We start from the raw sequence: 22,383 nt of genomic DNA, 5'->3' as shown, positions 1-22,383 counted from the left end.
GCTACTGTCACTCCGTTCTGTCGATTATGATCCCCGCTTGTTCCCAAATACCCGCGATCACATCTAACATTTCACTTGGCGGATATTCCTTAATTACCTCATCTGTGATTGAATCCTTCATCTGGACTATCGTACGATTCGTTCCTTCATGTGTCAAGACTTGAAAATTGACATTAAGTCCTAATACAAGCCCATTTGCTTCTTTGACAATATTTTTTATTTCAGTGTCTGAAGTAAGATTCTCCTTATAATCACCTTTGCTTACCTCAGTAATAGTTTTGATTTTATTAATCATTTCAATATGGTCTCGACCAGTCGTATCAAAGACGATTCTATTTATGCCATGAACATCCATCATTTACACCTCCAAAAGTAATGTTTGATAATAGAAAGCAAGAGCCGACAACGTCGACTCTCCTTTTCTATATATGGTTTAACGAGATTATTGCAATAATTGCAATACACCTTGTGGCATTTGGTTAGCTTGTGCCAACATTGCTGTTGCTGCTTGTGACAAGATGTTTGATTTTGTAAAGCTCATCATTTCTTCAGCCATGTCAACGTCTACGATACGTGAGTTAGCTTCTGACAAGTTTTCTTTAGTTGTTGATAGATTTGAGATTGTGTGGTCTAGACGGTTTTGAACAGCACCTAGGTTTGCACGTTGTTCGGAAACTGTTGAAATTGCATCGTCAAGTTTCTTAAGTGCAACATCTGTATCTCCATTTACTTCGTATAAATCATCAATACCTAATGATTCAGCAGATACACTAGCGATTTTAACAGAGATTTTTTCACCAGCATTTGCGCCAATTTGGAATGAGAAAGAAGCTCCTTTGATATCTACTTCTTCAGTTGTTGCATCAACTTTATCTGTTCCTACATATTGAGCAATATTATCGATTTTAGTTGTTGCAACTCCATTGTAAGCTGCTAAAGCTGCTTGTTTTTTTGCGCTATCTGCTGCTCCAAAACTAGTAATAGCTGCATCTGCATCACCGGTTGAACCTAGAGCAGTATGCATTGCTCCTAAACCAGTAATATCAGTTAAAGTAGCTGCATCTAATGTTTTTGCTGGATTCACAGCATCTTGACCAGGTATAGTAACAGTAGTTTTTGTTCCAATTACTTCATTCTCATTCAGTAAGCCTTTTGTATTGAACTGTGTTTGGTCAGCAATACGTGTAATTTCTTCTGTCAAAGAATCTAGCTCAGACTTAATCGCTTTTTGGTCATCTACAGTATTTGTTTCGTTTGCAGCCTGAACAGTTAAGTCACGCATACGGTTTAGGATTGAGTGTGTTTCTTTCAATGCGCCTTCTGCTGTTTGGATTAATGAAATACCATCTTGTGCGTTACGAGTTGCTTGCGCCATACCTGACACTTGGTTTTTCATTTTTTCTGAGATTGCTAAACCAGCTGCGTCATCCCCAGCTTTGTTAATGCGTAGACCTGAAGATAGTTTTGCTAATGATCCTGATTTAGAAGCGTTAGCTGATGTTAGACGTGAATATGTATTCATTGCTGAAATATTTGTATTAATTCTCATTGTTTGTTTCCTCCTGATAAGATTTTTTTTATTTAAGGCCTTGCCTCTAATCTATGTATCGGTTTAATTCAATGAAGTTTAAGGGTTATATTGAATTATTTTAATAAAAATTATTTTTAAGTTATTTTTTATCTATATCTTTCTTTGATTCTATAATTCTCTCTAAATAAAAAAACTACCTTTTTACAGGTAGTCTAAAATGGATGTCTGCAATACTTTCGTTCCCATTTGAAGTGATGCTGAGTAAGCTACATACTCCATATTGAACTGCATATATTTTTCTGCGAAATCAATGTCTTCTTTTGACGATAACATTTCTTTCAGTCCTAATTCTTGGCTCTCATTTCTAGCCTGTGCTGACTTCATACGGTTAGAAACTGCACCAATTTCTGTACGTGTTCTCACCACATTATCAATTTGGTTATCGAGCTTATCTAGGCTACCGCGCATAACATCGGAATCATTAGCATCTAAACCAGCTAGAATATCGTATAGCAGCCTACCAAGTTCACCGCTAGAATTATTTACTAAACCAATACCATTAGTTGGTAGTTGAACAGTGACACCAGAAGCAATTTCACGATTAATATCTTGATCGTTACCCTTGTAATCAATCCCTGTCATCTTACCATCATCGTATTCGATCTTAAAAGGTGCGTGCGTCGTTTCTGTTCCGCCAAACACATGACGGCCACCAAACTCTGTATTTAGAGCATCCACAAAGGTTGCCAATTCCATTTCAATCTCAGCCTTAACTGCAGCACGTCCTTCGTCACTCATGGTATCGTTAGCAGCTGACTGAACGAGCGTCTTAATACGCATTAATGAATTCGAAGCATTTGATAAAGCTGAATCTTGCATATCTGTCCAGCTAATTGAGTCTTCAATTGTTGTTTGGTATTGGGCATTTTGAGTAATGCTTGATTTTAAGGTCATGATTTCTGAAACAAGTAATGGGTTTTCAGATGGTTTGGATACTTCCTTCATAGAAGAAAGTTGATTTTGATACTTTTGAACGTTTTGTTGGTTTCGAGATAAGTTTCTTAAATAGCTCGAAGACATCATATTATCGGTTATCCGCATTATTACACTCCTGTTCGGTTAATCAAGGTATCAAGCATTTCATCAACAACAGAAATGATTCTCGCATTCGCTTGGAAGGCACTACTGAATTTCATCATGTCGACAACTTCCTCATTCATTGAAACACCTGATATTGCACCTCGTCTGTTTTCTAAGAAGGTCAGAACTTCTGATTGGCTAGCAGCCATATTGTCTGCTTGTTCTTTCATAATACCCATGCTTGTTACCATATTGTTGTAAGCACCGCTGGTTGTTGAGCCATTTGCTTGTGGTTCGAAGCTCATTGTTGTTTCATCATATTTAGCATCGAATGGCGTGCCAAAATAGTTAATCTTGGCTGTTGCTAATGCTGAGATTGCGGTCGCACGTGATCCATCGCCGGCTGGCAGTTCATCAGACGGTTCACCAATGGATTGACCTGCATTGACGTTTGAAGAGTCACCTAAAATAACTTCATTTACTTTTAGTGTTTTAGCACTATTGGTTTCAGAGAAGAATGGAATTCCTTTGACGTCATAGTTATTACTATGAATGGTATTAACTGCTGTAGCGAATGAATAAACAAGTCGGTTTAATTCTTCTTGCTTATTGTTAACTAATTCTAGGGCTTCTTGTGAGCCTTTGATACTACCGTTTGTTACTAAGACTTCTTTATATGTACCGTCTTCAGATGCAATCACAACTTGTCCAACCGGGAGTAGTGTGCCTGCTTGTGTTGCAGAATCTTTTGAACCGTCCGTAATAATCATGTTGCCTTGGCCATCATGAGCAGATACGATTGCTAGTTTCTTAACAGCATTCCCTTTCAACAGATTATCTCCATCTAGTTTCACTTCAACACGTTGGTAGTTATCATAACTGAATTCAACATTTGACATACTTGCTAATTCGGTTGTTAAACGGTCACGTTGATCAAGCAAATCGTTTGGTGTATCACCTTTTACCGTCACATTAAAAATTTGTTGGTTTAAGGTATTTAATTGTTCAATTTTGTTGTTGAAATCCATAACGTCTTTTTGAATGGCGTAAACGGTATCGGCTTGAACACCCTCAATTTGGTTAGACATATGGGCTAATGTATCTGATAAACTCTGAGCTTCTTGGCTAACCATTGTTTTAGCAGTTGGTAGTTCTGGATTCGAACCAAGATAATTCCAAGCTGAATAGAACTTGCTTAGTCCGTTACTCAAGCCTGTTTCAGATGGCTCATTAAAAATCATTTCTAGTTTACTTAAAATTTCTGATTTTTGAGCATAACGGTTGTATGAACCTGATTCTTGTTGAATTTGCTTCGTTACATAGTCGTCGATGACACGAACGACTCCAGATAATTTAACACCTGTTCCAATCTGTCCCACGCCACCTAAGTGATAGGGATTTTCAGCTTCGAAATTAACACGTTGGCGTGTATATCCATCTGTGTTCATGTTAGCTAGGTTGTGACTTGTTGTTTGCAGCGCTGTTTGAGAGGCTGCCATTCCTCTTGTTCCAATATTTAATGTTCCAAATAATCCTGACATGGTCTTCCTCCTATAGCGACTGATTCAACAAATTTGCTTGTGAAGCGCCTGTGTGGTACCCCTCTTTGGAGTATGTTTTAGTTGATTTTTTAACACCTTCGTTGAATGCCGTAATCACATTATCAACGAATTGCATACTCTGTTGAGTCAGCAACAGGTTTGTTTCTTGTAGTTCACGAATTCTAAAAACAGCTTCCTCAACTAATTCTCGGTCTACACCACTGAAATCAATTGTTGGTAAGCTGTCTACGAAATGTTGTTTTTGTTCTACGATTGCTGCTAGTTCTTTACTGTTATTAGACGTTAGAATACCTTTTTCTGTTTCTAATAAGCTGATAAAGTCTTCTAGTAGTTGCAAACCATCTTTATCTTGTGTCATTACACTCTATCCTTTTTCTGTTCAGCAATTGCATCCATCATGCCAGAAGCAATTTTGTCAGCTGAAACGTGATAGTTTCCATCTTGAATTGCTTTTTTGATCGCATCTAATTTCTCGTTGGCAGAACTACTTAATGTTGCTTGAGATAATTTCTTTGCTTCATCTGAAATTTCTACAGATACATAGTCTTGTTGCTGTGTTTTTTGAATAGGTTGCTTTTGGCTCTCAGCAGATTGTGTATGACTGTTGCGAACGTTATTTAAATAATGTTGATGTCCATTAGTGATTTTCATTTTGAAGAGCCTCCTTTAATTTTAAATCGCTTCATAATGAGGTTTATATCCTCGCTCTTACTATCTATCGGTTATTTTTATTAATAGTTAATAGTCTTTCACTATTTTATTAAAAAAGGAAGTGAAGTGCAAGAGGTCGAATTGGGCTTAAACTGTCGACTGAGAACTTATTTCGGGCTCACTCGACAGTTTCGCCGGCACCAGCCCATATAAAAAGGACTTGAGCCGCACATTCGCATCTCAAGTCCTTCCTGATTTATTTTATAAGTTATTTAAACGGTTTTCTTTGCTTAAAATATTAGTAATTCTGATACCAAAGTTTTCGTTAATCACAACAACTTCGCCTTCAGCAATCATTTTACCATTTACATAAATACTTAGTGGCTCTTCTGTCATCTTATCTAATTCGACAACTGAGCCTGTCCCTAATGATAAAATATCGCGGATGGTCTTTTTACTTTGTCCTAACATAACGCTTAGTTCAAGCGGAACATCCATAATTAAATCTAGATTTTTTGGGCGGTGTTTAGGATCCGCATTATCCAGCTGTTGGAATTCTGGTTTCTTAACGGTAACGGATACTTCTTCTACAGCGCTTGTTTCTGGTGCAGTTGGTGGTGCTTGTTCAACTACTGGCGCTGCTGGTGGGGTAACGTCTTCAATAACAGTTGCTTTATCTTCCAACATGATGCGTGTTATATCATGAACTGCATCTAGTGTGAACACTTGCATAATCGTACTATTGAGTACGGATTCTACTTCTAATTCAAATGAGATTTCACATACAGGAATATCTAATTTACTTTCATCAAAGTTAATGCTGTTCTTCTCATCCCAAAGTGATACATCTGGTGGGAAAATATCTACGGTTCTGCTGAACATAGTTGCCATAGCTGTTGAAGCTGACCCAATCATTTGATTCATTGCTTCAGCAACGGCACTCATTTCAATTTCTGTTAGTGTTTCAGATTGAACTTGTCCATCGCCGCCCATCATGAGGTTAGCAATCTTACCAGAGTCACTCACATCTAGCATTAGCATATTGTTCCCTATGATGCCTTTTTTAAATTCAATAGATGTGATAACTTTTGGTTTATATGAAGCAGCAAGGATGTTTTTCATATTTGTTGCTTTTACGCGTGGTGTTGTGATGGTAACTTTGTAGCCCAAGATTTCAGATAAGGTAGTAGCAGCTTGAGACATAGAGATGTTTCCAACTTCGCCAATAATATCCTTATCCATTTGGCTTAATGCTTCATTGGCTGGTGCTTCATCAGCTGGTGCATTTAGACCCATCATCATTGCATCAATTTCTTCTTGTGTTAATGCTGAATCGCTCATTCTTCTTGATTTCCTCCTATATCCTCTAACACTTCTACTGCCATCTTATCGTCTCTAACGCCCGGCTTCACTAAATAGTACGGTTCCTGTTCAATCGAAAGAAGAAGTGGTTCATTTATTCTTTTGTCTAATGTAATAATGTCTCCTACTTCTAACTGTAGGAAACTATCTAAATTAATGTGTGTCTTTCCGAGTAGAACCTCTAAATCTAACCGGACACCTTGGATGTTTTTAGCTAATTGCTCATGGTCTGTAGAATCTGTTCCTTTACCTGAATGGAACCAGTTTCGCAGGCTCAACTTATCCAGTAATGTTTCAAAGAAAACATATGGGATACACAAGTTCATAAATGAGGTATTGCCCATCATTTCAATTGTAAAGGTAACAAGGGTTACTGGTTCATTGGGAGATATAGCTTGAATCATTTGTGAGTTATGCTCCATAGAATCCATTCCCACTTCAAGTTGAATAATATCTCGCCATGCATGTTGGAAGGCATCTCCGAATTGGCGGATAACATCTTCTAAAATAGCTAATTCAATTTCTGTAAAATAATCTTTTGTGACTTCATCTTTAAATATATTATCTTCTGAACTCCCACATAAAATTTCAACGAGTTGGAAACAAATTTGTGGGTTCATTTCGACAATTTGAATACCTGGTTGAGGATCTGCATGGAACATACCCATCATGGTGAAATGAGGGACCGAATGCAGAAATTCGTCAAAACTAACTTGTTCAATGGACATTAAATCAACAGATACATTGGAACGCAGCTGTGTCGTCAATAGGTTGCTAGCAATTTTTGAGTATTCTTCAAAAACCATGTTTAAAGTCGACACATATTCCTTGGATAAGCGAACCGGTCTTCTAAAATCATAGCTTTTTACTTTAGGTTGTTCTTTTTCTTCAATCTTGGCTACATCGATTTCTCCGGTCTTCATACCTTCCATCAATGCATCAATTTCTTCTTGTGATAAAACTGGATTCACGTTTACCCCTCATTCTTGGAAAATAAAGTCGGCAAATTGATAAGATTCACAATCTGATCGTCTCTAAATAAAACTCCTTCAATCGCATCATTGACTTGCTCTTCTGCTAGTTGAATATGATCATCTTCAATATCAATCACTTCTTCTACTTTTCCTAATGCGAATGCTACTTTCCGGTTGCCGCTGTTAATAATTACCGTATTATTGTAGCATAAATTCTCTTCGTTTATAGGGTTTTGGTGATTATTCAGAAATTTGTCAAAATCTATAAGAGAAATAACATTTCCTCGCAAATTAATTAACCCTAGCAACCAAGTAGGTGATTGGGGAACGTCTGTCCATTTTTGAGGATCTGTTATTTCCTCTACTTCACTAGAACGTATTGCATAAACTTTATCTTTTAGAGAAAAAATGACAAGTTGCAACTAAACCCCTCCATTACAAACTAACTTTACTTAGTGACTTGATTACTCGAGCTGTATCAAATGGCTTAACGATAAAATCAATAGCTCCCATTTTAATTGCTTCCATTACCATACCTTGTTGTCCCATAGCACTACACATGATTACTTTTGCTGCAGGGTCAACTGCTTTGATTTCTTTCAATGCTTCAATGCCATCCATTTCTGGCATGGTAATATCCATTGTTACAAGGTCTGGTTTTACTTCTTTATATAGGCTAACTGCTTCCAAGCCGTTTTGAGCTTCTCCAACAACATTATAGCCGTTTTTTTCTAAAATATCTTTCAATTTCATTCTCATGAAAGCTGCATCGTCTACAATTAAAATATTTTTCGCCATTTTTATATTACCCCTTTAAAATTTTATCTCTGTCATTAATTTTTCTAACATACCATTTTGAGGAACGAAGTAAAGTGAGGACTCCCACTTAATCCCTTCGATTAAATATTCATTTTTAAATATCCATAGGTTCTCATCATACTGTAATTCTTCTAAATATGCACTAGTTAATAATGAACCAAACATATCCTCCATAATGTATGGTACATCTGTTTGTACCTTTAAATCTAGTAAGGTTGAAATAGCCTGTACGAAGGTATTAACAAGGATATTGACTAGCTCACAAACTGCTGATTCTGCCAAATCTTCCTTATCCTCATAGCCTCTCAGTAGTTCTCTTGTAATATCGTTAAAGCCTAAATCACTCAGAACGAACAGGAACATTCCTTCAATATCGCCCGCTGATTGCATTTGAACGGCACGAACAACCGTATCGGCTGACATGATTTGCTCAAACACTGCTTCATAAGCCATTCTTTCTAGGACAGGAACTCTCATATTTACTGTTTTATCTAGTAGTTTTGATAGACTAGTCGCGGCGTTGCCACCACCTATGTTGAGCATTTCTTTCAAAATATCTAGTTGGTTAGCCGTATATTTTTCAGACATTTAGCATTCGATTCCTTTCTAAACAGATTGCTGTAATATCTAGAATCAATGTCATGCTTCCGTCACCCATAATAGCAGCGCCTAAATAAGGTGCGTCTTGTCCAACTTCAGGTCCTAGCTCTTGGATAACAATTTCTTGCTGGCGCACAATCGCATCAACTGCCAAGGCATATTGTTTGCCTTCAATAGTTACAATAATGACATGGCTAGCTTCGTCATTATCGTCAGCGAGCTGGAGTTGTTTTTCTAAACGAATAAGTGGAATACCTTTGTCACCTGCCATTAGAATTTCACCGTTATGCGTTTGCTTAACCGCATCTACATCCATTCTAACAACTTTATTAATCACACTTAGCGGTATAGCCAATATGTGCTCTTCTACCTTCACTAATAGAGCTGGAATAATAGATAAGGTTAACGGCAAGCTTAAGCGGAAAATGGTTCCTTTATCAGCTTCACTGACAATATCAATGCTACCGCCTAGTTCTTGAATCTTTGTTTTAACAACATCCATCCCAACACCACGACCAGAAACTTTCGTTACTTCTTGCTTAGTCGAGAAGCCTGGGTGGAAAATAAGTTCTTGAATTTCTTGTGTTGTTAAACCTTCTGTTGAAATGCCTTTACGTTCAGCACTTGCCTTAATCGCTTCAGCATCCAATCCCTTACCATCGTCTGAAACAGAAATTAATACGCGGTTTCCTTCTTGATAAGCAGAGATTTTAATAGTCCCTCTAACATCCTTACCAAGCTCAAGACGTCGTTCTGGATTTTCGATACCATGGTCTGCACTATTTCGAATCAAGTGAATCAATGGCTCGCCCAATTCTGATACGATCGTACGATCCAATTCTGTATCGTCACCTTCAATAACTAAGTCCATTGGCTTACCAGTATCTGAACTCAAGTCACGAACTAAACGTGGGAAACGGTTGGTTACCGTTTGTAACGGTTGCATCCGAATATTAAGAACAAGACTTTGCAGTTCATTGGTAATCCGAGACACATAAGTCAATGTCTCTTCTAACTGTTGGTTACCTGTTTTTTGGCTAATGTCCTCTAGCTGAGTCCGGTAAACAACTAATTCTGACACCAAGCTCATAAAGGAATCTAACTTATCAATATCAACCCGAATCGAATGGTTAGGTTGGTGGTTTGCAGCAGCTTTTTTCGTTGTGACTTGTGTATTTTGCTCTTCCTTTTTAACAGTTGTTTCCTCTTTTTGAAGCTTATTAATAACTACTGTCTCTACTTCACTAATTTGCTTAATGGTTTCAACGATGCTTGCTTCATCAATTTCTGAGAAATAAAGACATTTGAATAGATGTCCAAAATCATCTGTTTCTAACACATCTGGCGATGGTTCAGTTTTAATAATTTCTCCGAACTCTTCCAGCTTACTCATCACTAGAAAGGCTCTCGCATTCGCCATCATGCTATCTGACTCAATTTTGACAGCAATGGTGTAAGCTTTATAACCATCCTTTTGAGCACTTTTAGCAACTTCCCAATCTGAGTCGTCTAATGTCATCGTTGACACAATGGCTGCCTCTACTGCAGCTTCAGTTGGTTGGTTCGCTGTCGCGCCTTCTGACGTTACCTTGTCACACATGGCAATAATATCAGAATAGTCACCTGAGTCTGATTCTCCCGCACGAATGCGGTCCATAATTTCAGCCAAGGCATCCAAACTCTTCAATACAATTGTAATGATTGTTTCGTTAGCAGCTTGATTTTTTTCTTTTAAAAAGGAAAAGACATTTTCCAACTTGTGCGTCACTTCCGTCATAGTTGTGAATCCCATTGTCGCTGCCATTCCTTTTAATGTATGGGCAGAGCGGAAAATTTCATCAACGATGGATAAGTCAGTTGGATTGTGTTCCAAATCTAAGACTAAATCGTTTAGCTTCATCAAGTTATCATCAGTTTCCTCGTAAAACATATCTAGGTACTGAGAATTATCATCCATTTGTCATCCTCCTTTATTCTATTTTTTCGTACAAGAATGATCCTATTTTTCGTAATCCGTATTTTGCAGGGTTATATATCGTTTCGGTTGCACCAATAAAGAAAATACCACCCGGTACAAGCGCATCGCTCATTTTTTGATAAAGGTCATCTTTTACTTCGTCGTTGAAATAAATCGTTACATTTCGACATAGAATGACGTGATAACCTTTATCGTATTTTCCGACAATTAAATCATGCTTCTTGAACTCGACCAATTTCTTTATGTCGTCGCTCAGGTGGTAAAAGGGCTCATCGGCTTTAAAAAAACGTTGCAAATCTACCGCTTCGACATTTTTAACGTCGGCATCACGGTAGATTCCTTTGCGTGCTTTTTCTAAAATATTTAAATCTAAATCTGTTCCGATAATTTTTGCTCGACTATCCAAATTTTTCTTTTTCAGGGCTATGGCCATTGAATAAGCTTCTGCACCAGTTGAACATGCTGCGCTCCAAATTTTTAATTCTGGAAACTTTTGAGGCAACTCATCGGTTAATACCGTTTCAAAGTCAGCGAAAATGTCTTTGTTTCGGAAAAATTCGGTGACATTAATCGTGATATAGTCCAAAAAATCATTCCTGATTTGCGCATCATTTTTTATTTTTTCGGCATAACTCGCTAAGTCAGTGGCACCGCTCTTCTTCATAATAGTCGTGATGCGACGCTGTAATTGTCTTTGTTTGTAACCATCTAGTTGTAGATTTAACTCTGATTTCGTCCAATCATAAAACTTCTCAAATTGTAGTGTCATTTACTTGTCCTCGCAACTTTATTAATGATGTCTGAAATGCAGTTCAAATGGACGCAAACATCAACGACGCCAGCATCAACAGCACTTCCCGGCATACCATAGACCACACAAGATTCTTTGTTCTGAGCTAGCGTATAACCACCCGCTTCTTTCACAGCTAGCATTCCTTGTGTACCATCTTTCCCCATGCCGGTTAAAATAACCGACAACAAGCGATTCTTATACAGAGGCGCTGCTGATTCAAACAAGTGATCAACGGCTGGCCTAACACCATTTCGTTTTTCGGTTTGAGTTAAAAACAGCTCATCTTGATGAATATGCATATGGTAATTTCCTGGTGCAACATAGACTGTTCCAGCTTGTATTTTTTCCAAATGGCTCGCTTCCTTAACGGGAACTTGCGCACTGTCGTTCAGTCGTTTAGCAAATGAAGCGGTAAAGCCTTCCGGCATATGCTGAACAATAAAAATAGGAATGGCTAACGTTGACGGTATCGCCTGAACGAGCTGCATCAGTGCACGTGGTCCTCCGGTTGAAGCGCCAATCACGATGGCTTTATAAGCCTGATCGATAATATCTGCTTCGTTAGCTGGTGTAAATTCTTTTTTTGCGCCACTGTCATCTTCATCTTTTTGAAGGACTGACTTTAAGTGATAAGCCAACTGGCGTTGGAATTCTGCTGCGTTTTCTCTTAGATTTTGTGGCTTTTCAATAAAATCAGTGGCTCCTGATTCAAGAGCAGCAATCGTTATTTCTTTCCCTTGCAAGGAACTCAACATGAAAACGGGCAAATCGCTGATTTCCCTAATTCTCTTAACGGTTTCGAGACCGTTCATTCCAGGCATTTCAACATCAAGCGTGATAATATCTGGGCGAAGAAGCGCCATTTTATTTAAGGCATCTTCACCGCTCCGGGCTGTGCCAATCACTTCAAATCCGTTAATTGCAGAGATTTGCTCTGTCAATATTTTCCGCATGAATGCAGAATCATCTACAACTAAGATGCGTGTTGCCATCATACTCACCCTTCCTCTATTACAAGTCGAGATATTCACGTTGCGCTGTGCGAACAGTAACAGACAAATCTTCTAAATCCAGCCACATCGTTCTACCATAATCTTCACCAGTATGTTCACCAATGATCGGAATTTTTAAATCGGATAGAACTTGCTTAACAGCTGCAATATTTCGTTGTCCAATCTGTTCGCGTGCAATAGAATTCTTCAACTTAAACATACTTGCGCCGCCTGCAATTTTTGCTTCTAGTCTAGATGATGCCCCTATTTTTTTCAAGTCTTCTACTAAAGAAGGGATCGCCAGATCAGCAAACTTTTCTACTTTCTTTTCTCCTCGAAAAGCTGTGCTATCCGGAAGCATAATATGGCTCAATCCACCAACTTTTGAAATCGGGTCATACAAAGCAATGCCGACACATGACCCCAATGCTACAGTTATTAATGATTGGGGCGCGTTGGCTACCTTATAATCTCCAATTCCTACTTTTATTGCTTCCTCCAGCATCGCGTTTCTCTCCTTTATTTAGCTAAGACAATCATAATTTCGTTTGAAGCTTCATCTTGGAATAATTGTTCGACATCCAGATGAAGAATAATCTCATCATTAAATTGAAATGTTTCTACTATATATTTCGTTTTGTTCTCATCAGACTGTTTTTGATTAGGATTGCTTTCGAATCGTTGGACAGTTGTCACTTGATCGACTGCTAATCCTAATTTCTTGTCTTTCCAATCTACGACAATAATTTTACTATCTTCAGTCGCTTGAATCGGTGTTTTAAAGAGTCGCATGTTCATATCAATCAGAACAAGGTTCTCATCGTTATAGCGATGCAGTCCCATTAGGTAATCGGACGTATCGGGTATAGCAATTCCTTTATCGAATTCAATAATTCGTTCAACCACTTGGATAGGCAGAGCTATTTTCTGCGTATTGGCTTCAAATAAAATAAACTGTTCCATCGTCATCCTCCTTTATCAAATCTGTCTTCTTAAGGGTACAATTGGAATTTTTGAACAATTTCGCCTAGGTTTTCAGCTAGTTTAGCAATTTGTCCAGCGTTAACAGCTACCTCTTCCATTGTACTGTTGATTTGTTGTGATGCTGCTGATGTTTCTTCAACACCTGCCGCTGATTCTTCGGAAACTGAAGCAATCTCAGAAATCGAATGATTCATTTCTTTTCCTGTTTCTGTTAAATCATTCAAGCTTGTGCTAACGCCATTGATATGTTCAACGACACTTTGTAATGAATGAGTAATTTCATCAAATGTTAGGTTTGTTTCTTTAATGCCAACTAAGCCTGCTTCTGCTTCACGGAAGCCTTCTTGTAGAGACGCGCTTACGTCGTTCGCTTCACGGTGAATGTTTTCAACAAATAGGGTAATTTCTTTAACAGAAGCCGCTACTTGTTCAGATAGTTTACGAACTTCTTCAGCAACAACCGCAAATCCTCGTCCGTGTTCGCCAGCTCTTGCTGCTTCAATCGCCGCATTTAATGCTAATAAATTGGTTTGTTTTGAAACATTTTGGATAATATCAACCAATTTTGTAATCTCTTTTGTTCCTTTATCAAGTTCGGTCATCTTGACAGTTGCGTCTTGAACGATCTCATTGATTTTTTCCATTTGTTGGCTAGATGAGTTCATCAACTCTTTACCTTTTCCTGACAGCGTTAGAACGTCTTCAGAATATACGGTTACTTTCTCAGTTGTCTCGGATACATCCATAAACTTGTGGTTAAATGCTTCCATGTTAGCTGACAATTGGCTAGCAGAGTGTGCTTGGTTTTCTGTACCAATTGACAATTCTTGCATTGTAATCGCTACTTGTTCAGAGCCTGCTTTTACTTCATTAGATGATTGAGATAGTTCTTCACTTTGTTGCGTCATGTCTTCTGCACCTAATGAAATGACAGTCATAATTTCATAAAGCGCTATTTGTAAAGCATTCGCAGAATGACCTAGATCAGCTAATTCACCAGCACCTTCTACTTCTAATAATTCTTGGTTAAGTTGACCTTCTTCAATTGATTTTAGACGAGTGACAACTTTACTAATTGCCTTAGAAAAATGATTAGCGAAGAAAATAGCTACAAATACGGATAAGACAATAATGACAACAATCGTGATAATCATTGTGCTGATTGATGTTGTAATTTTCTTCATTAAGCTATTCGTTTCTAAACGAATTTCAGCTGATTTAGTTGTTGCTTGACCAGACAAATTACTAATAATCTGTTCGCCTTTCGGATTCACATTACCGTTCATATTAAACATCGCTGCAGCACGGTCGCCTTCTGTAACTAAATCAAAAATATCAGTTTGAACAGATTCATCCCATGTTGCCATTGAAGTGAATAAATTCTGATTGGTAATTGAATTATCAATATTGCTGATTATTTTCTCGTTCTCAGCACTCCATTGTTTGTAGTTATTGAATTCAACAACGTAGCTCTCACGGCCTGTTAAAAGGTATCCTCTCACTGCTGAGATTTTTTGTGCCATGTAGTAAGAAATCTTGTCATAATTTTGTTGAATCACAAATTCTTCTTCAACGATTTTTTTGATATCGTTATTAATGCTTCTAAACGTAATAAAGTTCGCAATTCCCAACCCGCTCATAAAAATGATAACAATAGAGAAACTTAATAATAATCGTACACGGATGGTTTGATTGTTAAAACCAAAACGTTTGAACTTCTCTGATTGAAATTTTCCTTTGATTTTACTCCAATCAAATTTTTGTTTGTCTTTCTTGATTTTTTCTGTTGTATCCAACACTTACACTCCCTTATTGACTACACTTTTATTATAGTGCGATATTTTCTGCTAAATCCTATATCGGTCTTTCCTTACATTTATTTAGCTTATAAGGAAGAAATAGTTTGAAATAAGAATATATTTTTGACGAAATTGTGAAAATAAAATATAGTAAACAGAATATGTAACCAAAAAGGCGGTTTTATTTATGTTTATTACAATTTTACCTGGCTTATTAGTAAGTCTATTCATATCTTTACTCAGTCAATTTTTGACTAATTTTCTTCCGCAGTTAAGTGCGGCTTTAATCGCGATTTTATTAGGAATGTTATTTGGTAATACACTCTTCATTCACCCTAGATTAAATCCAGGTACACAATTCGCTGAGAAACGACTGTTAGAAGTAGCGATTGTATAGGAACAGTTGAAGGTGCGTGGGGAATTGATTTTGAGAAGGAAGAAACCGAAGAGAAATATTGGTTTTCTCCTCAATTTAAACGCTTATTAGGCTTTGATGAAGTGGCAAAGGAAATTGTTTCCCTATCTAATGAAACATCAACAGCCGTAGAAAGCATTGAGCTTATTCTAAATACGGTTAATGAGTCCGTTTTACAAATTGTTGATAGTATCAATACCATGACCGATAAAATTAACAATCAAGCTTCCGTTTCAGAGGAAATCAACAGCACAACTGATATTATTAACGAACGTGCTAACCAATTACTAACCTTTATTCAACATTTAAATTAAGAATTTAGAAAACCTGTCGAGTAAGGCGCTAAAATGGTGCCCACTCGACAGGTTTTTCGCTTTTTATGTCGAGTGATGCCAAATAAAATCGCGACTCGACACTTTTTTCACTTTTTATGTCGAGTGGGGTCAAATATGAACTGCCACTCGACATTTTAAGCAAATTAAAAGGCATCAAGAAGCGTTTTGAGGTGACCCCTTAAAGTTAGACTTTATTAGCGAGACAGTTTCGGCTGCCTCGCTATTTTTATGCAGCCTGAAGACTAAGTCTGTATTGCACTGGACTTAGCCATCCAAGTTTCTCTTTAATTCTCTTTTCGTTATAGTAATTTATGTATCGTTCAATTTCCGACTTCAATTCCTCATAGCTGTAATACACGACACCATAGTAAATCTCTTGTTTAAGCAGTCCAAAGAAGTTTTCCATAACGGAATTATCATGGCAGTTACCTTTTCTAGACATACTTTGAAAAATACGTTCTTCCTTAAGCCGGTTAGAGTATGCTCTCATCTGGTAAGCCCATCCTTGATCTGAATGGAATGTTCGGCGATAAGAACAATCTGAGGTTATTTCAATTGCTTTATCTAGTGCATCCATTACATTCTTGGCCGTAGGATGCTTAGCAATACCATAACTAAGAATTTCACCATTACACATATCCATAAAAGGATCCAAATAAAGCTTGTGCATTGTCATATGGCCTTTTGAATCTACTTCATAGTATTTAAATTCAGTTGTATCAGTTGTAACCTTTTGATGCGGTATATGTGTATTGAATCGCCTACGGATTCTATTAGGTGCCACAATACCAACCTTGCCTTTGTACGAGCTGTATTTACGACTTTTACGTGTAAATGAGGTCACCTGAAGATTGAGTTTTTGCATTATTCGCTGGACTTTTTTCTTGTTAACATGAATTCCCTGATTATTTAATTCGGCTCGCATGCGTCGATATCCATAATCTTTATTATCTTCATGTATTTTTAGGATTTTTTCTTCGAGTTCTTTGTCAGGATTATCTCTATCAAATCTTTTTTGCCAATACATGTAGGTAGCTTTAGGGAAGCCAACTACAGCGAGAATATCTTTTAATTTGAATTCTCCTCGGAGGCTGCGGACGATTCTCGCTTTTTTTTCAGAAGAGCTTCCTCCTCTAAACGCAGCCTCCTCAGTTCTTTTAAATAAGCATTCTCGATTTTTAGTTTTAAGAGTTCAGCTTCAAGCTGTTTAACATGCTCAGTGCTTGTATCAACAGGAGCTGAATCATCTTGGTGTTGTATATTTACAGCCTTACCTGATGAATTCATTTTAGCCCTTCTTCCACGTTTCTTATCTCTTAAGGCATCAGGACCAGCCGCTCTATAATCATTTACCCACCTGGCGATAAGAGCATTATTATTAATCCCTAGTGAAAGAGCCAGTTCCTGATAAGATACCTCACTTGTTAAATAAGACTCTACCGCACCAAGCTTAAATTCAAAAGAATAATTTTCGTTCTTTCTTGAACGTTTTAATCCATCATCACCTAGTTCTTCGTAGTAATGTACCCAATTGAGAACTTGTCTTCTGTTTTTTACTCCATATTTTTCTGCTAAAAAAGTATAACCTCCTTCGCCACGTAAATATGCATCTACAACTTTCTTTTTAAACTCATAACTGTATACAGCCATAAAAATACCGACCTCCAATCGTCAGATTTTTGGTCTAACTTTTGGGGGTCGGTACATTTTAAACACTTCCTGATGCCTTTATTATCCTATTACTTATCAATAGCTGAAACAGCAGCCCTTAAACCGAGCAAATAGCTATCCTTGCCAAAACCAGAGATTTGCCCTCTTGCAATCTCTGCGAAAACAGACTGGTGACGAAAAGCTTCTCGGGCATGAATGTGAGACATATGTACTTCAATAATAGGGACAGTTAAAATCGCCAAGGCATCTCGGATAGCATAACTATAATGCGTCCAAGCACCAGCATTAATCACAATAGCGGAAATCTGATCGTCAAAGGCTTTATGAATCTGCTCTACCATTTCCCCTTCATGATTTGTTTGAAATACGGTGACATTAACCTCTAGCTCATCAGCTAATTGTTGAATAGCCGCATTAATATCATCCAAACTTTCTGTCCCATAATGATGAGGATCGCGCTTGCCAAACATATTTAAATTAACACCATGCAAGACTAATACTTTTTTCATGCCTTCGACTCCTTTTCACGTCATTTAGCATTAGTATACCGTATTTGAGAAAAATAAAAAGAACCAAGCCGCAATCAGCTTGGTTCTTTGATTGATTATTCTGCGATTTCAACAACTAGGTAACGGTGTGGTTCTTTACCTTCTGAATGTGTTGAAAGGCGGTCATTTTTACTTAAACGAGCATGAATTTGTTTTCTTTCAAAGGCTGGCAGTGGCTCTAGGAAAACAGGTTGTTTCGTCCGTAGAACACGTTCTGCTGTTCGATCAGCGATATTTTCAAGAATTTTTTCACGTCTTTCACGGTAATCACCAACGTTAACAATAACTGACGCACGCTTGCGTTCATTTTGTTGGTAGACTGTTTGAGCAAGTGTTTGTAAGGCGTTGATGATTTTACCATGCTTACCAATGATTAAGCCTGCTTTATCACTTTCGATATTAAATGTGATTGCTTGACTCGTTTCTTCAGCAGTCACTTTTGCATCAGCACCGTATACTTCAACCGTCGTCGTTAAGTAGTCAATCACTTTTTGAATCGCTTCTTCTTTGTTAGATTCTGCTGGAAACTCTTCATCTTCGTCAACTGTTTCGTAGGCAATCGTATCCGTATATTCGTAATTGTCTTCTTCTGAATCAAGATTTTCTTCCGTTTGATGGTCTGAAATATAATCAGCACGTTCTTCGTTTTCAAAAACTGAAATATTACCAGGTTCTTTCATTTCAGGAAGTTGTTTCGGTGTTATTTCAACCTCAGCATCTTTTTGTCCAAAACCAAACAGACCTTTTTTTCCTTCAGAAATGATTTTGATGTCAACATCATGGGTTCCTAAATTAAGTTGAGCTAACCCTTTGCTGATTGCTTGATCAACCGTTGTATCTCTTACTACAATTTTTTCATTTTCCATTGTTGTTCCATCCTTCCATTTCAAAAAAGTTTATTTTCTTCTTTTCTTTTTCGGATTTTTAGCTTTTTCTAATGCTTTTTCTAACTCGCGTTTCTTGCTTGCTTCTGCTTTGCGCTCGTTAATTACTTTATAAGGATTATTCATGATTAGCGTTTGTCCAACTGAGAAGGCGTTACTTACCGTCCAGTATAGAGACAAAGCACTTGGCAATGAAATACCCATAAATAAAATCATAGCTGGCATTGTATACATCATTGCTTTACCTTGACCGCCGCCATCAGGTTGCGTCATCATCGTTAATTTAGATGTATAGAATGTTAGGATTGCTGCTAAAATTGGGAAAATAAAGTACGGGTCACGTGAACCTAAGTCCATCCATAAGAATGAGCTTGAACGTAAAATTTCTGTACGACTAATTGCTTGGTAAAGTGCAATCATAACAGGCATTTGCACTAATGCAGGCAAACATCCCATATATGGATTGACATCATTTTCCGCATAGACACGTGAAATTTCAGCTTGTAGCAATTCTTTCGTCTCAGTGTCTTTTGATGAATGTTTCTCTTGCAAGGCTTTGATTTGTGGTTGTACGTCTTGCATCTTGCGTGTGCTCTTTGTTTGGAAGTAATTTAATGGAATTAAAATTACTCTGATAATGACTGTAAAAACAATAATTCCCATTCCATAGCTACCAAAGAACATATTTGATAACCAAATGATCATACGAGAGAAATTGTAAATAATCATACCATCCCAAAATCCTGTACTTTCAGACGTAATCGCCTCAGTACTTCCACATGCTGATAAGACCATCATAACAGCAAGTAAACTAAGTGTAAAAAGTAATCGTTTTCGCTTTGACAACGACAGTTCCTCCTTAAAACCTATATTAAATGATTATTCCATCACATGAGCTAATTTTAACACATGTATCAAGCTTTTTTTAACTTCTTCTGTAGACATTTCTGCAGTTGGTGGACGGGCAATCACAATAAAATCAATATCAGGCTTAATCATTGGCTTTAATTCCAACAAAGACTGGCGAATTTTACGCTTAATGGCATTTCGTGTGACTGCATTACCTATTTTTTTTCCAACAGAAAGCCCTACTCGAAAGTGTTGCTGATCTTCTTTAGGCAGGACATAGACAACAAATTGTCGATTCGCTTTAGAAGCGCCATGATGAAATACACGTTGGAACTCTTTTTCTTTCTTAACTCGAAAAGATTTTCGCATCTTGTCCCCCCTCTTTTTTTCATAAAATGCTGATAATTTGTAAAAAAAAAGACCACTGACGGTCAGTGATCTTATGCAGACAATACTTTTCTTCCTTTGCGGCGTCTACTTGCTAATACGTTGCGGCCGTTTTTAGTACTCATACGTTTACGGAATCCATGAACTGTTTGACGTTTGCGTTTTTTAGGTTGGAATGTTCTTTTCATTACTCGTACACCTCCTGAGATTACTTTTCTTCTATTATGGCAATTTAATATCCTATAGACAGTCTCCGACATTATAAAGAAACAGAGACCACTCTGTCAAGTAAAAGTTATTTTTTTAAACTCACTTGAATATAATAGCACATTTCTTCTATAAGAGAAAGAAATTTTTTATAATTTGTTTGTTTTTTTTATCCACAAGTCTTTTTTATTTTACACAACCGTTTGTATAACTTTTTTTTGTAAAATAGCTATCCTCAAGTATTCCACCACTTTTCCACATGGCAACAAGGTGTGTGTTTTGTTTTGTGGAAAACTTCAAAAAACTGTGGACATCGTTAAAAAGTATTGATGTGACAATCTTTCAAATTGAGTAGTTATCCCCAGTTAAGAATAATTAAGCTTTGGATTATTTTTTTATGCACAGTTATTTTCAATCCTGTGGAAAACTTTTGAACGCCCTTTTTATATGTTTATGCACAAGTAAATCTGTTGTGGAAAACTTTTATAGATAATGCTAAAATAGGAAGGACCTGGTCTTTTGAAAAAAGTTCCCAGATTAAAAATTTAAAAAGAAGGAGGAAGCTCCTATTGGAAGATATATATTCACTGTGGCAATACTTGCAAGAAAAATTCAAAGAATCATTATCCAAAGTCAGCTACGATACCTGGATTGATAGTGCCGTTCCGATTCGTTTAACGGAATCAAACATTATTATTGAAGTTCCATCTTCATTACATAAAGACTATTGGCAGAATAACTTAGCAACTCGTGTTGTAGAAGGCATCTATGAATTTAGCGGTAAAGAAATTTCACCTATTTTTATGCTTAAAAACGAAGACGTTCCTGCATTAAAACAAGAAAAAACCAAAAATGAAGCGAAAGTACCTTTTAAACAAGCTTTATTAAATACGAAATACACCTTTGATACTTTTGTTATTGGAAAAGGAAATCAAATGGCCCATGCAGCAGCCTTAGTTGTTGCTGAAGAACCGGGTACCATTTATAATCCACTGTTTTTCTATGGTGGAGTTGGTTTAGGAAAAACACATTTGATGCATGCGATTGGTCATCAAATGTTGCAGCTCCGCCCAAATGCTAAAGTAAAATACGTCAGCAGTGAGACATTCGCAAATGATTTTATCAATTCGATTCAAAACAGAACACAAGAACAGTTCCGTAATGAATACCGCAGTGTCGACCTATTATTAGTTGATGATATTCAATTTTTCGCAGATAAAGAGGGAACGCAAGAGGAATTTTTCCATACATTTAATGCTTTGTATGATGAAAGAAAACAAATTGTGCTAACAAGTGATCGCTTGCCAAATGAAATTCCAAAATTGCAAGAACGTTTAGTTTCTCGTTTCGCTTGGGGTCTATCAGTCGATATTACACCGCCCGATTTAGAAACACGGATTGCAATTTTAAGAAACAAAGCCAACAGCGAACGATTAGAGATTCCGGATGATACATTAAGCTATATTGCTGGGCAAATCGATTCAAATATTCGTGAATTAGAAGGTGCTCTTGTCAGAGTACAAGCTTTTTCAGCTATTCAAGGCAAGGATATTTCAACCAGTTTAGCAGCAGATGCTCTAAAAAGTATTTTACCAACGGATAAACCGAAAGCTTTGTCTATTTATACCATCCAACAAACCGTTGCGAAGTTCTACCATGTCACGATTGAAGAACTAAAAGGTAAAAAACGGATAAAAGGAATTGTTGTCCCGCGTCAAATCGCTATGTATCTCTCTCGTGAGTTAACAGATAGCTCTCTTCCAAAAATTGGAACAGAATTTGGCGGCAAGGATCATACAACTGTTCTCCATGCCTACGATAAAATTTCAAATTCTCTAGCAAAAGACGTTACTATGAAACAAGAAATTGATACAATAAAGGAAACACTGAAAAATATGTAGGAAAAAGGCTTTTTTTCGCCTGTGGACATCTTTTAAATTATACCTAAACTTACGCACAACT

At 37.2% G+C, this 22,383-nt stretch carries 26 protein-coding genes; 3 read left to right on the top strand and 23 right to left on the bottom strand.

Going from position 1 to position 22,383, the window contains the following annotated elements; all coding sequences use genetic code 11:
• Window positions 1–7: 7 nt before the first annotated feature.
• The 17 genes from G7057_RS05510 to G7057_RS05430 form a co-directional block, all read right to left on the bottom strand.
• The gene (locus G7057_RS05510; RefSeq protein WP_166161900.1) at window positions 8–358 is read right to left on the bottom strand and encodes a flagellar protein FlaG; all 351 of its coding nucleotides are present in this window, start codon (window positions 356–358) and stop codon (window positions 8–10) included.
• Between the two features lie 84 nt (window positions 359–442).
• Window positions 443–1,549 (bottom strand): flagellin N-terminal helical domain-containing protein, encoded by a 1,107-nt coding sequence (locus G7057_RS05505; RefSeq protein WP_166161899.1) that lies wholly within the window; start codon window positions 1,547–1,549, stop codon window positions 443–445.
• A 183-nt stretch (window positions 1,550–1,732) separates the two neighbouring features.
• Window positions 1,733–2,632 (bottom strand): flagellar hook-associated protein FlgL, encoded by a 900-nt coding sequence (gene flgL, locus G7057_RS05500; RefSeq protein ID WP_166161898.1) that lies wholly within the window; start codon window positions 2,630–2,632, stop codon window positions 1,733–1,735.
• A gap of 2 nt (window positions 2,633–2,634) precedes the next feature.
• Window positions 2,635–4,152: a flagellar hook-associated protein FlgK gene (flgK, locus tag G7057_RS05495; RefSeq protein ID WP_166161897.1), complete on the bottom strand. Its 1,518-nt coding sequence runs from the start codon at window positions 4,150–4,152 to the stop codon at window positions 2,635–2,637.
• A 10-nt stretch (window positions 4,153–4,162) separates the two neighbouring features.
• Window positions 4,163–4,531 (bottom strand): flagellar protein FlgN, encoded by a 369-nt coding sequence (locus G7057_RS05490; RefSeq protein WP_166161896.1) that lies wholly within the window; start codon window positions 4,529–4,531, stop codon window positions 4,163–4,165.
• On the bottom strand, window positions 4,531–4,824 hold the full coding sequence (gene flgM / locus G7057_RS05485; protein WP_166161895.1) for a flagellar biosynthesis anti-sigma factor FlgM: 294 nt from the start codon (window positions 4,822–4,824) through the stop codon (window positions 4,531–4,533). Before flgM ends, G7057_RS05490 begins: the two co-directional genes overlap by 1 nt.
• Before the next feature lie 261 nt (window positions 4,825–5,085).
• Window positions 5,086–6,165, bottom strand: a complete 1,080-nt coding sequence (fliY, locus tag G7057_RS05480; RefSeq protein WP_166161894.1) for a flagellar motor switch phosphatase FliY — start codon at window positions 6,163–6,165, stop codon at window positions 5,086–5,088.
• Window positions 6,162–7,157, bottom strand: coding sequence for a flagellar motor switch protein FliM (fliM, locus tag G7057_RS05475; RefSeq protein ID WP_166161893.1), 996 nt, complete (start codon window positions 7,155–7,157; stop codon window positions 6,162–6,164). Before fliM ends, fliY begins: the two co-directional genes overlap by 4 nt.
• Window positions 7,158–7,159: 2 nt before the next feature.
• Window positions 7,160–7,582: a chemotaxis protein CheW gene (locus G7057_RS05470; protein ID WP_166161892.1), complete on the bottom strand. Its 423-nt coding sequence runs from the start codon at window positions 7,580–7,582 to the stop codon at window positions 7,160–7,162.
• 13 nt (window positions 7,583–7,595) lie between these two features.
• Window positions 7,596–7,958 (bottom strand): response regulator, encoded by a 363-nt coding sequence (locus G7057_RS05465; protein WP_166161891.1) that lies wholly within the window; start codon window positions 7,956–7,958, stop codon window positions 7,596–7,598.
• A gap of 15 nt (window positions 7,959–7,973) precedes the next feature.
• Window positions 7,974–8,567: a chemotaxis protein CheC gene (locus G7057_RS05460; RefSeq protein ID WP_166161890.1), complete on the bottom strand. Its 594-nt coding sequence runs from the start codon at window positions 8,565–8,567 to the stop codon at window positions 7,974–7,976.
• Window positions 8,560–10,536 (bottom strand): chemotaxis protein CheA, encoded by a 1,977-nt coding sequence (locus G7057_RS05455; protein ID WP_166161889.1) that lies wholly within the window; start codon window positions 10,534–10,536, stop codon window positions 8,560–8,562. Before G7057_RS05455 ends, G7057_RS05460 begins: the two co-directional genes overlap by 8 nt.
• Before the next feature lie 13 nt (window positions 10,537–10,549).
• Window positions 10,550–11,326, bottom strand: coding sequence for a CheR family methyltransferase (locus G7057_RS05450; protein WP_166161888.1), 777 nt, complete (start codon window positions 11,324–11,326; stop codon window positions 10,550–10,552).
• A complete protein-coding gene (locus G7057_RS05445; RefSeq protein ID WP_227004666.1) occupies window positions 11,323–12,345 on the bottom strand; it encodes a protein-glutamate methylesterase/protein-glutamine glutaminase in 1,023 nt (340 codons plus the stop codon). The genes G7057_RS05450 and G7057_RS05445 overlap by 4 nt, the downstream gene beginning before the upstream one ends.
• Window positions 12,346–12,361: 16 nt before the next feature.
• The gene (locus G7057_RS05440; protein ID WP_166161886.1) at window positions 12,362–12,847 is read right to left on the bottom strand and encodes a chemotaxis protein CheD; all 486 of its coding nucleotides are present in this window, start codon (window positions 12,845–12,847) and stop codon (window positions 12,362–12,364) included.
• 14 nt (window positions 12,848–12,861) lie between these two features.
• Window positions 12,862–13,305 (bottom strand): chemotaxis protein CheW, encoded by a 444-nt coding sequence (locus G7057_RS05435; RefSeq protein ID WP_166161884.1) that lies wholly within the window; start codon window positions 13,303–13,305, stop codon window positions 12,862–12,864.
• A gap of 29 nt (window positions 13,306–13,334) precedes the next feature.
• Complete coding sequence (locus G7057_RS05430) at window positions 13,335–15,122, bottom strand: methyl-accepting chemotaxis protein (protein ID WP_166161882.1); 1,788 nt, start codon at window positions 15,120–15,122, stop codon at window positions 13,335–13,337.
• A gap of 190 nt (window positions 15,123–15,312) precedes the next feature.
• Between G7057_RS05430 and G7057_RS05425 the strand changes: the two genes are divergently transcribed.
• Both G7057_RS05425 and G7057_RS05420 read left to right on the top strand, forming a co-directional pair.
• On the top strand, window positions 15,313–15,522 hold the full coding sequence (locus G7057_RS05425; RefSeq protein WP_166161880.1) for a putative sulfate exporter family transporter: 210 nt from the start codon (window positions 15,313–15,315) through the stop codon (window positions 15,520–15,522).
• A gap of 101 nt (window positions 15,523–15,623) precedes the next feature.
• Window positions 15,624–15,854, top strand: coding sequence for a hypothetical protein (locus tag G7057_RS05420; protein ID WP_166161878.1), 231 nt, complete (start codon window positions 15,624–15,626; stop codon window positions 15,852–15,854).
• A gap of 247 nt (window positions 15,855–16,101) precedes the next feature.
• Here the strand turns inward: G7057_RS05420 and G7057_RS05415 are convergent.
• The 6 genes from G7057_RS05415 to rpmH form a co-directional block, all read right to left on the bottom strand.
• Window positions 16,102–17,525, bottom strand: a protein-coding gene (locus G7057_RS05415; protein ID WP_227004636.1) for an IS3 family transposase whose coding sequence is annotated in 2 segments (ribosomal slippage) — window positions 16,102–17,036 and window positions 17,036–17,525 — 1,425 coding nt in all. Because the reading frame shifts where the segments join, the coding sequence is not laid out codon by codon here.
• Window positions 17,526–17,614: 89 nt separating this feature from the next.
• The gene (gene aroQ, locus G7057_RS05410) at window positions 17,615–18,055 is read right to left on the bottom strand and encodes a type II 3-dehydroquinate dehydratase (RefSeq protein ID WP_166161876.1); all 441 of its coding nucleotides are present in this window, start codon (window positions 18,053–18,055) and stop codon (window positions 17,615–17,617) included.
• A gap of 95 nt (window positions 18,056–18,150) precedes the next feature.
• Window positions 18,151–18,960, bottom strand: coding sequence for an RNA-binding cell elongation regulator Jag/EloR (gene jag, locus G7057_RS05405; RefSeq protein WP_166161874.1), 810 nt, complete (start codon window positions 18,958–18,960; stop codon window positions 18,151–18,153).
• A gap of 30 nt (window positions 18,961–18,990) precedes the next feature.
• Window positions 18,991–19,824, bottom strand: coding sequence for a YidC/Oxa1 family membrane protein insertase (locus G7057_RS05400; protein WP_166161872.1), 834 nt, complete (start codon window positions 19,822–19,824; stop codon window positions 18,991–18,993).
• 33 nt (window positions 19,825–19,857) lie between these two features.
• Window positions 19,858–20,196 carry a ribonuclease P protein component gene (gene rnpA / locus G7057_RS05395; protein ID WP_166161870.1) on the bottom strand — a complete coding sequence of 113 codons (339 nt, stop codon included), beginning with the start codon at window positions 20,194–20,196 and terminating at the stop codon, window positions 19,858–19,860.
• A gap of 71 nt (window positions 20,197–20,267) precedes the next feature.
• Window positions 20,268–20,402: a 50S ribosomal protein L34 gene (rpmH, locus tag G7057_RS05390; RefSeq protein WP_076767859.1), complete on the bottom strand. Its 135-nt coding sequence runs from the start codon at window positions 20,400–20,402 to the stop codon at window positions 20,268–20,270.
• Window positions 20,403–20,990: 588 nt separating this feature from the next.
• Between rpmH and dnaA the strand changes: the two genes are divergently transcribed.
• Window positions 20,991–22,322: a chromosomal replication initiator protein DnaA gene (gene dnaA, locus G7057_RS05385; RefSeq protein ID WP_166161868.1), complete on the top strand. Its 1,332-nt coding sequence runs from the start codon at window positions 20,991–20,993 to the stop codon at window positions 22,320–22,322.
• Window positions 22,323–22,383: the final 61 nt, after the last annotated feature.

The sequence above is a fragment of the Jeotgalibaca arthritidis genome (assembly GCF_011100465.1).
GTDB classification, from domain to species: Bacteria; Bacillota; Bacilli; order Lactobacillales; family Aerococcaceae; genus Jeotgalibaca; species Jeotgalibaca arthritidis.
The sequence above is the reverse complement of the archived record's forward strand: the minus strand, read 5'-3'. Positions and strand labels throughout refer to the sequence as shown.

What these genes read in the sequence shown, in the direction of transcription:
- jag (WP_166161874.1), bottom strand. Translation starts at nt 18,960, where the DNA reads ATGGAAAATGAAAAAATTGTAGTAAGAGATACAACGGTTGATCAAGCA.
- G7057_RS05445 (WP_227004666.1), bottom strand. Translation starts at nt 12,345, where the DNA reads ATGATGGCAACACGCATCTTAGTTGTAGATGATTCTGCATTCATGCGG.
- rnpA (WP_166161870.1), bottom strand. Translation starts at nt 20,196, where the DNA reads ATGCGAAAATCTTTTCGAGTTAAGAAAGAAAAAGAGTTCCAACGTGTA.
- G7057_RS05510 (WP_166161900.1), bottom strand. Translation starts at nt 358, where the DNA reads ATGATGGATGTTCATGGCATAAATAGAATCGTCTTTGATACGACTGGT.
- G7057_RS05440 (WP_166161886.1), bottom strand. Translation starts at nt 12,847, where the DNA reads ATGCTGGAGGAAGCAATAAAAGTAGGAATTGGAGATTATAAGGTAGCC.
- G7057_RS05460 (WP_166161890.1), bottom strand. Translation starts at nt 8,567, where the DNA reads ATGTCTGAAAAATATACGGCTAACCAACTAGATATTTTGAAAGAAATG.
- G7057_RS05490 (WP_166161896.1), bottom strand. Translation starts at nt 4,531, where the DNA reads ATGACACAAGATAAAGATGGTTTGCAACTACTAGAAGACTTTATCAGC.
- fliY (WP_166161894.1), bottom strand. Translation starts at nt 6,165, where the DNA reads ATGAGCGATTCAGCATTAACACAAGAAGAAATTGATGCAATGATGATG.
- G7057_RS05425 (WP_166161880.1), top strand. Translation starts at nt 15,313, where the DNA reads ATGTTTATTACAATTTTACCTGGCTTATTAGTAAGTCTATTCATATCT.
- aroQ (WP_166161876.1), bottom strand. Translation starts at nt 18,055, where the DNA reads ATGAAAAAAGTATTAGTCTTGCATGGTGTTAATTTAAATATGTTTGGC.
- G7057_RS05455 (WP_166161889.1), bottom strand. Translation starts at nt 10,536, where the DNA reads ATGGATGATAATTCTCAGTACCTAGATATGTTTTACGAGGAAACTGAT.
- G7057_RS05450 (WP_166161888.1), bottom strand. Translation starts at nt 11,326, where the DNA reads ATGACACTACAATTTGAGAAGTTTTATGATTGGACGAAATCAGAGTTA.
- G7057_RS05465 (WP_166161891.1), bottom strand. Translation starts at nt 7,958, where the DNA reads ATGGCGAAAAATATTTTAATTGTAGACGATGCAGCTTTCATGAGAATG.
- flgM (WP_166161895.1), bottom strand. Translation starts at nt 4,824, where the DNA reads ATGAAAATCACTAATGGACATCAACATTATTTAAATAACGTTCGCAAC.
- rpmH (WP_076767859.1), bottom strand. Translation starts at nt 20,402, where the DNA reads ATGAAAAGAACATTCCAACCTAAAAAACGCAAACGTCAAACAGTTCAT.
- G7057_RS05505 (WP_166161899.1), bottom strand. Translation starts at nt 1,549, where the DNA reads ATGAGAATTAATACAAATATTTCAGCAATGAATACATATTCACGTCTA.
- flgL (WP_166161898.1), bottom strand. Translation starts at nt 2,632, where the DNA reads ATGCGGATAACCGATAATATGATGTCTTCGAGCTATTTAAGAAACTTA.
- G7057_RS05435 (WP_166161884.1), bottom strand. Translation starts at nt 13,305, where the DNA reads ATGGAACAGTTTATTTTATTTGAAGCCAATACGCAGAAAATAGCTCTG.
- flgK (WP_166161897.1), bottom strand. Translation starts at nt 4,152, where the DNA reads ATGTCAGGATTATTTGGAACATTAAATATTGGAACAAGAGGAATGGCA.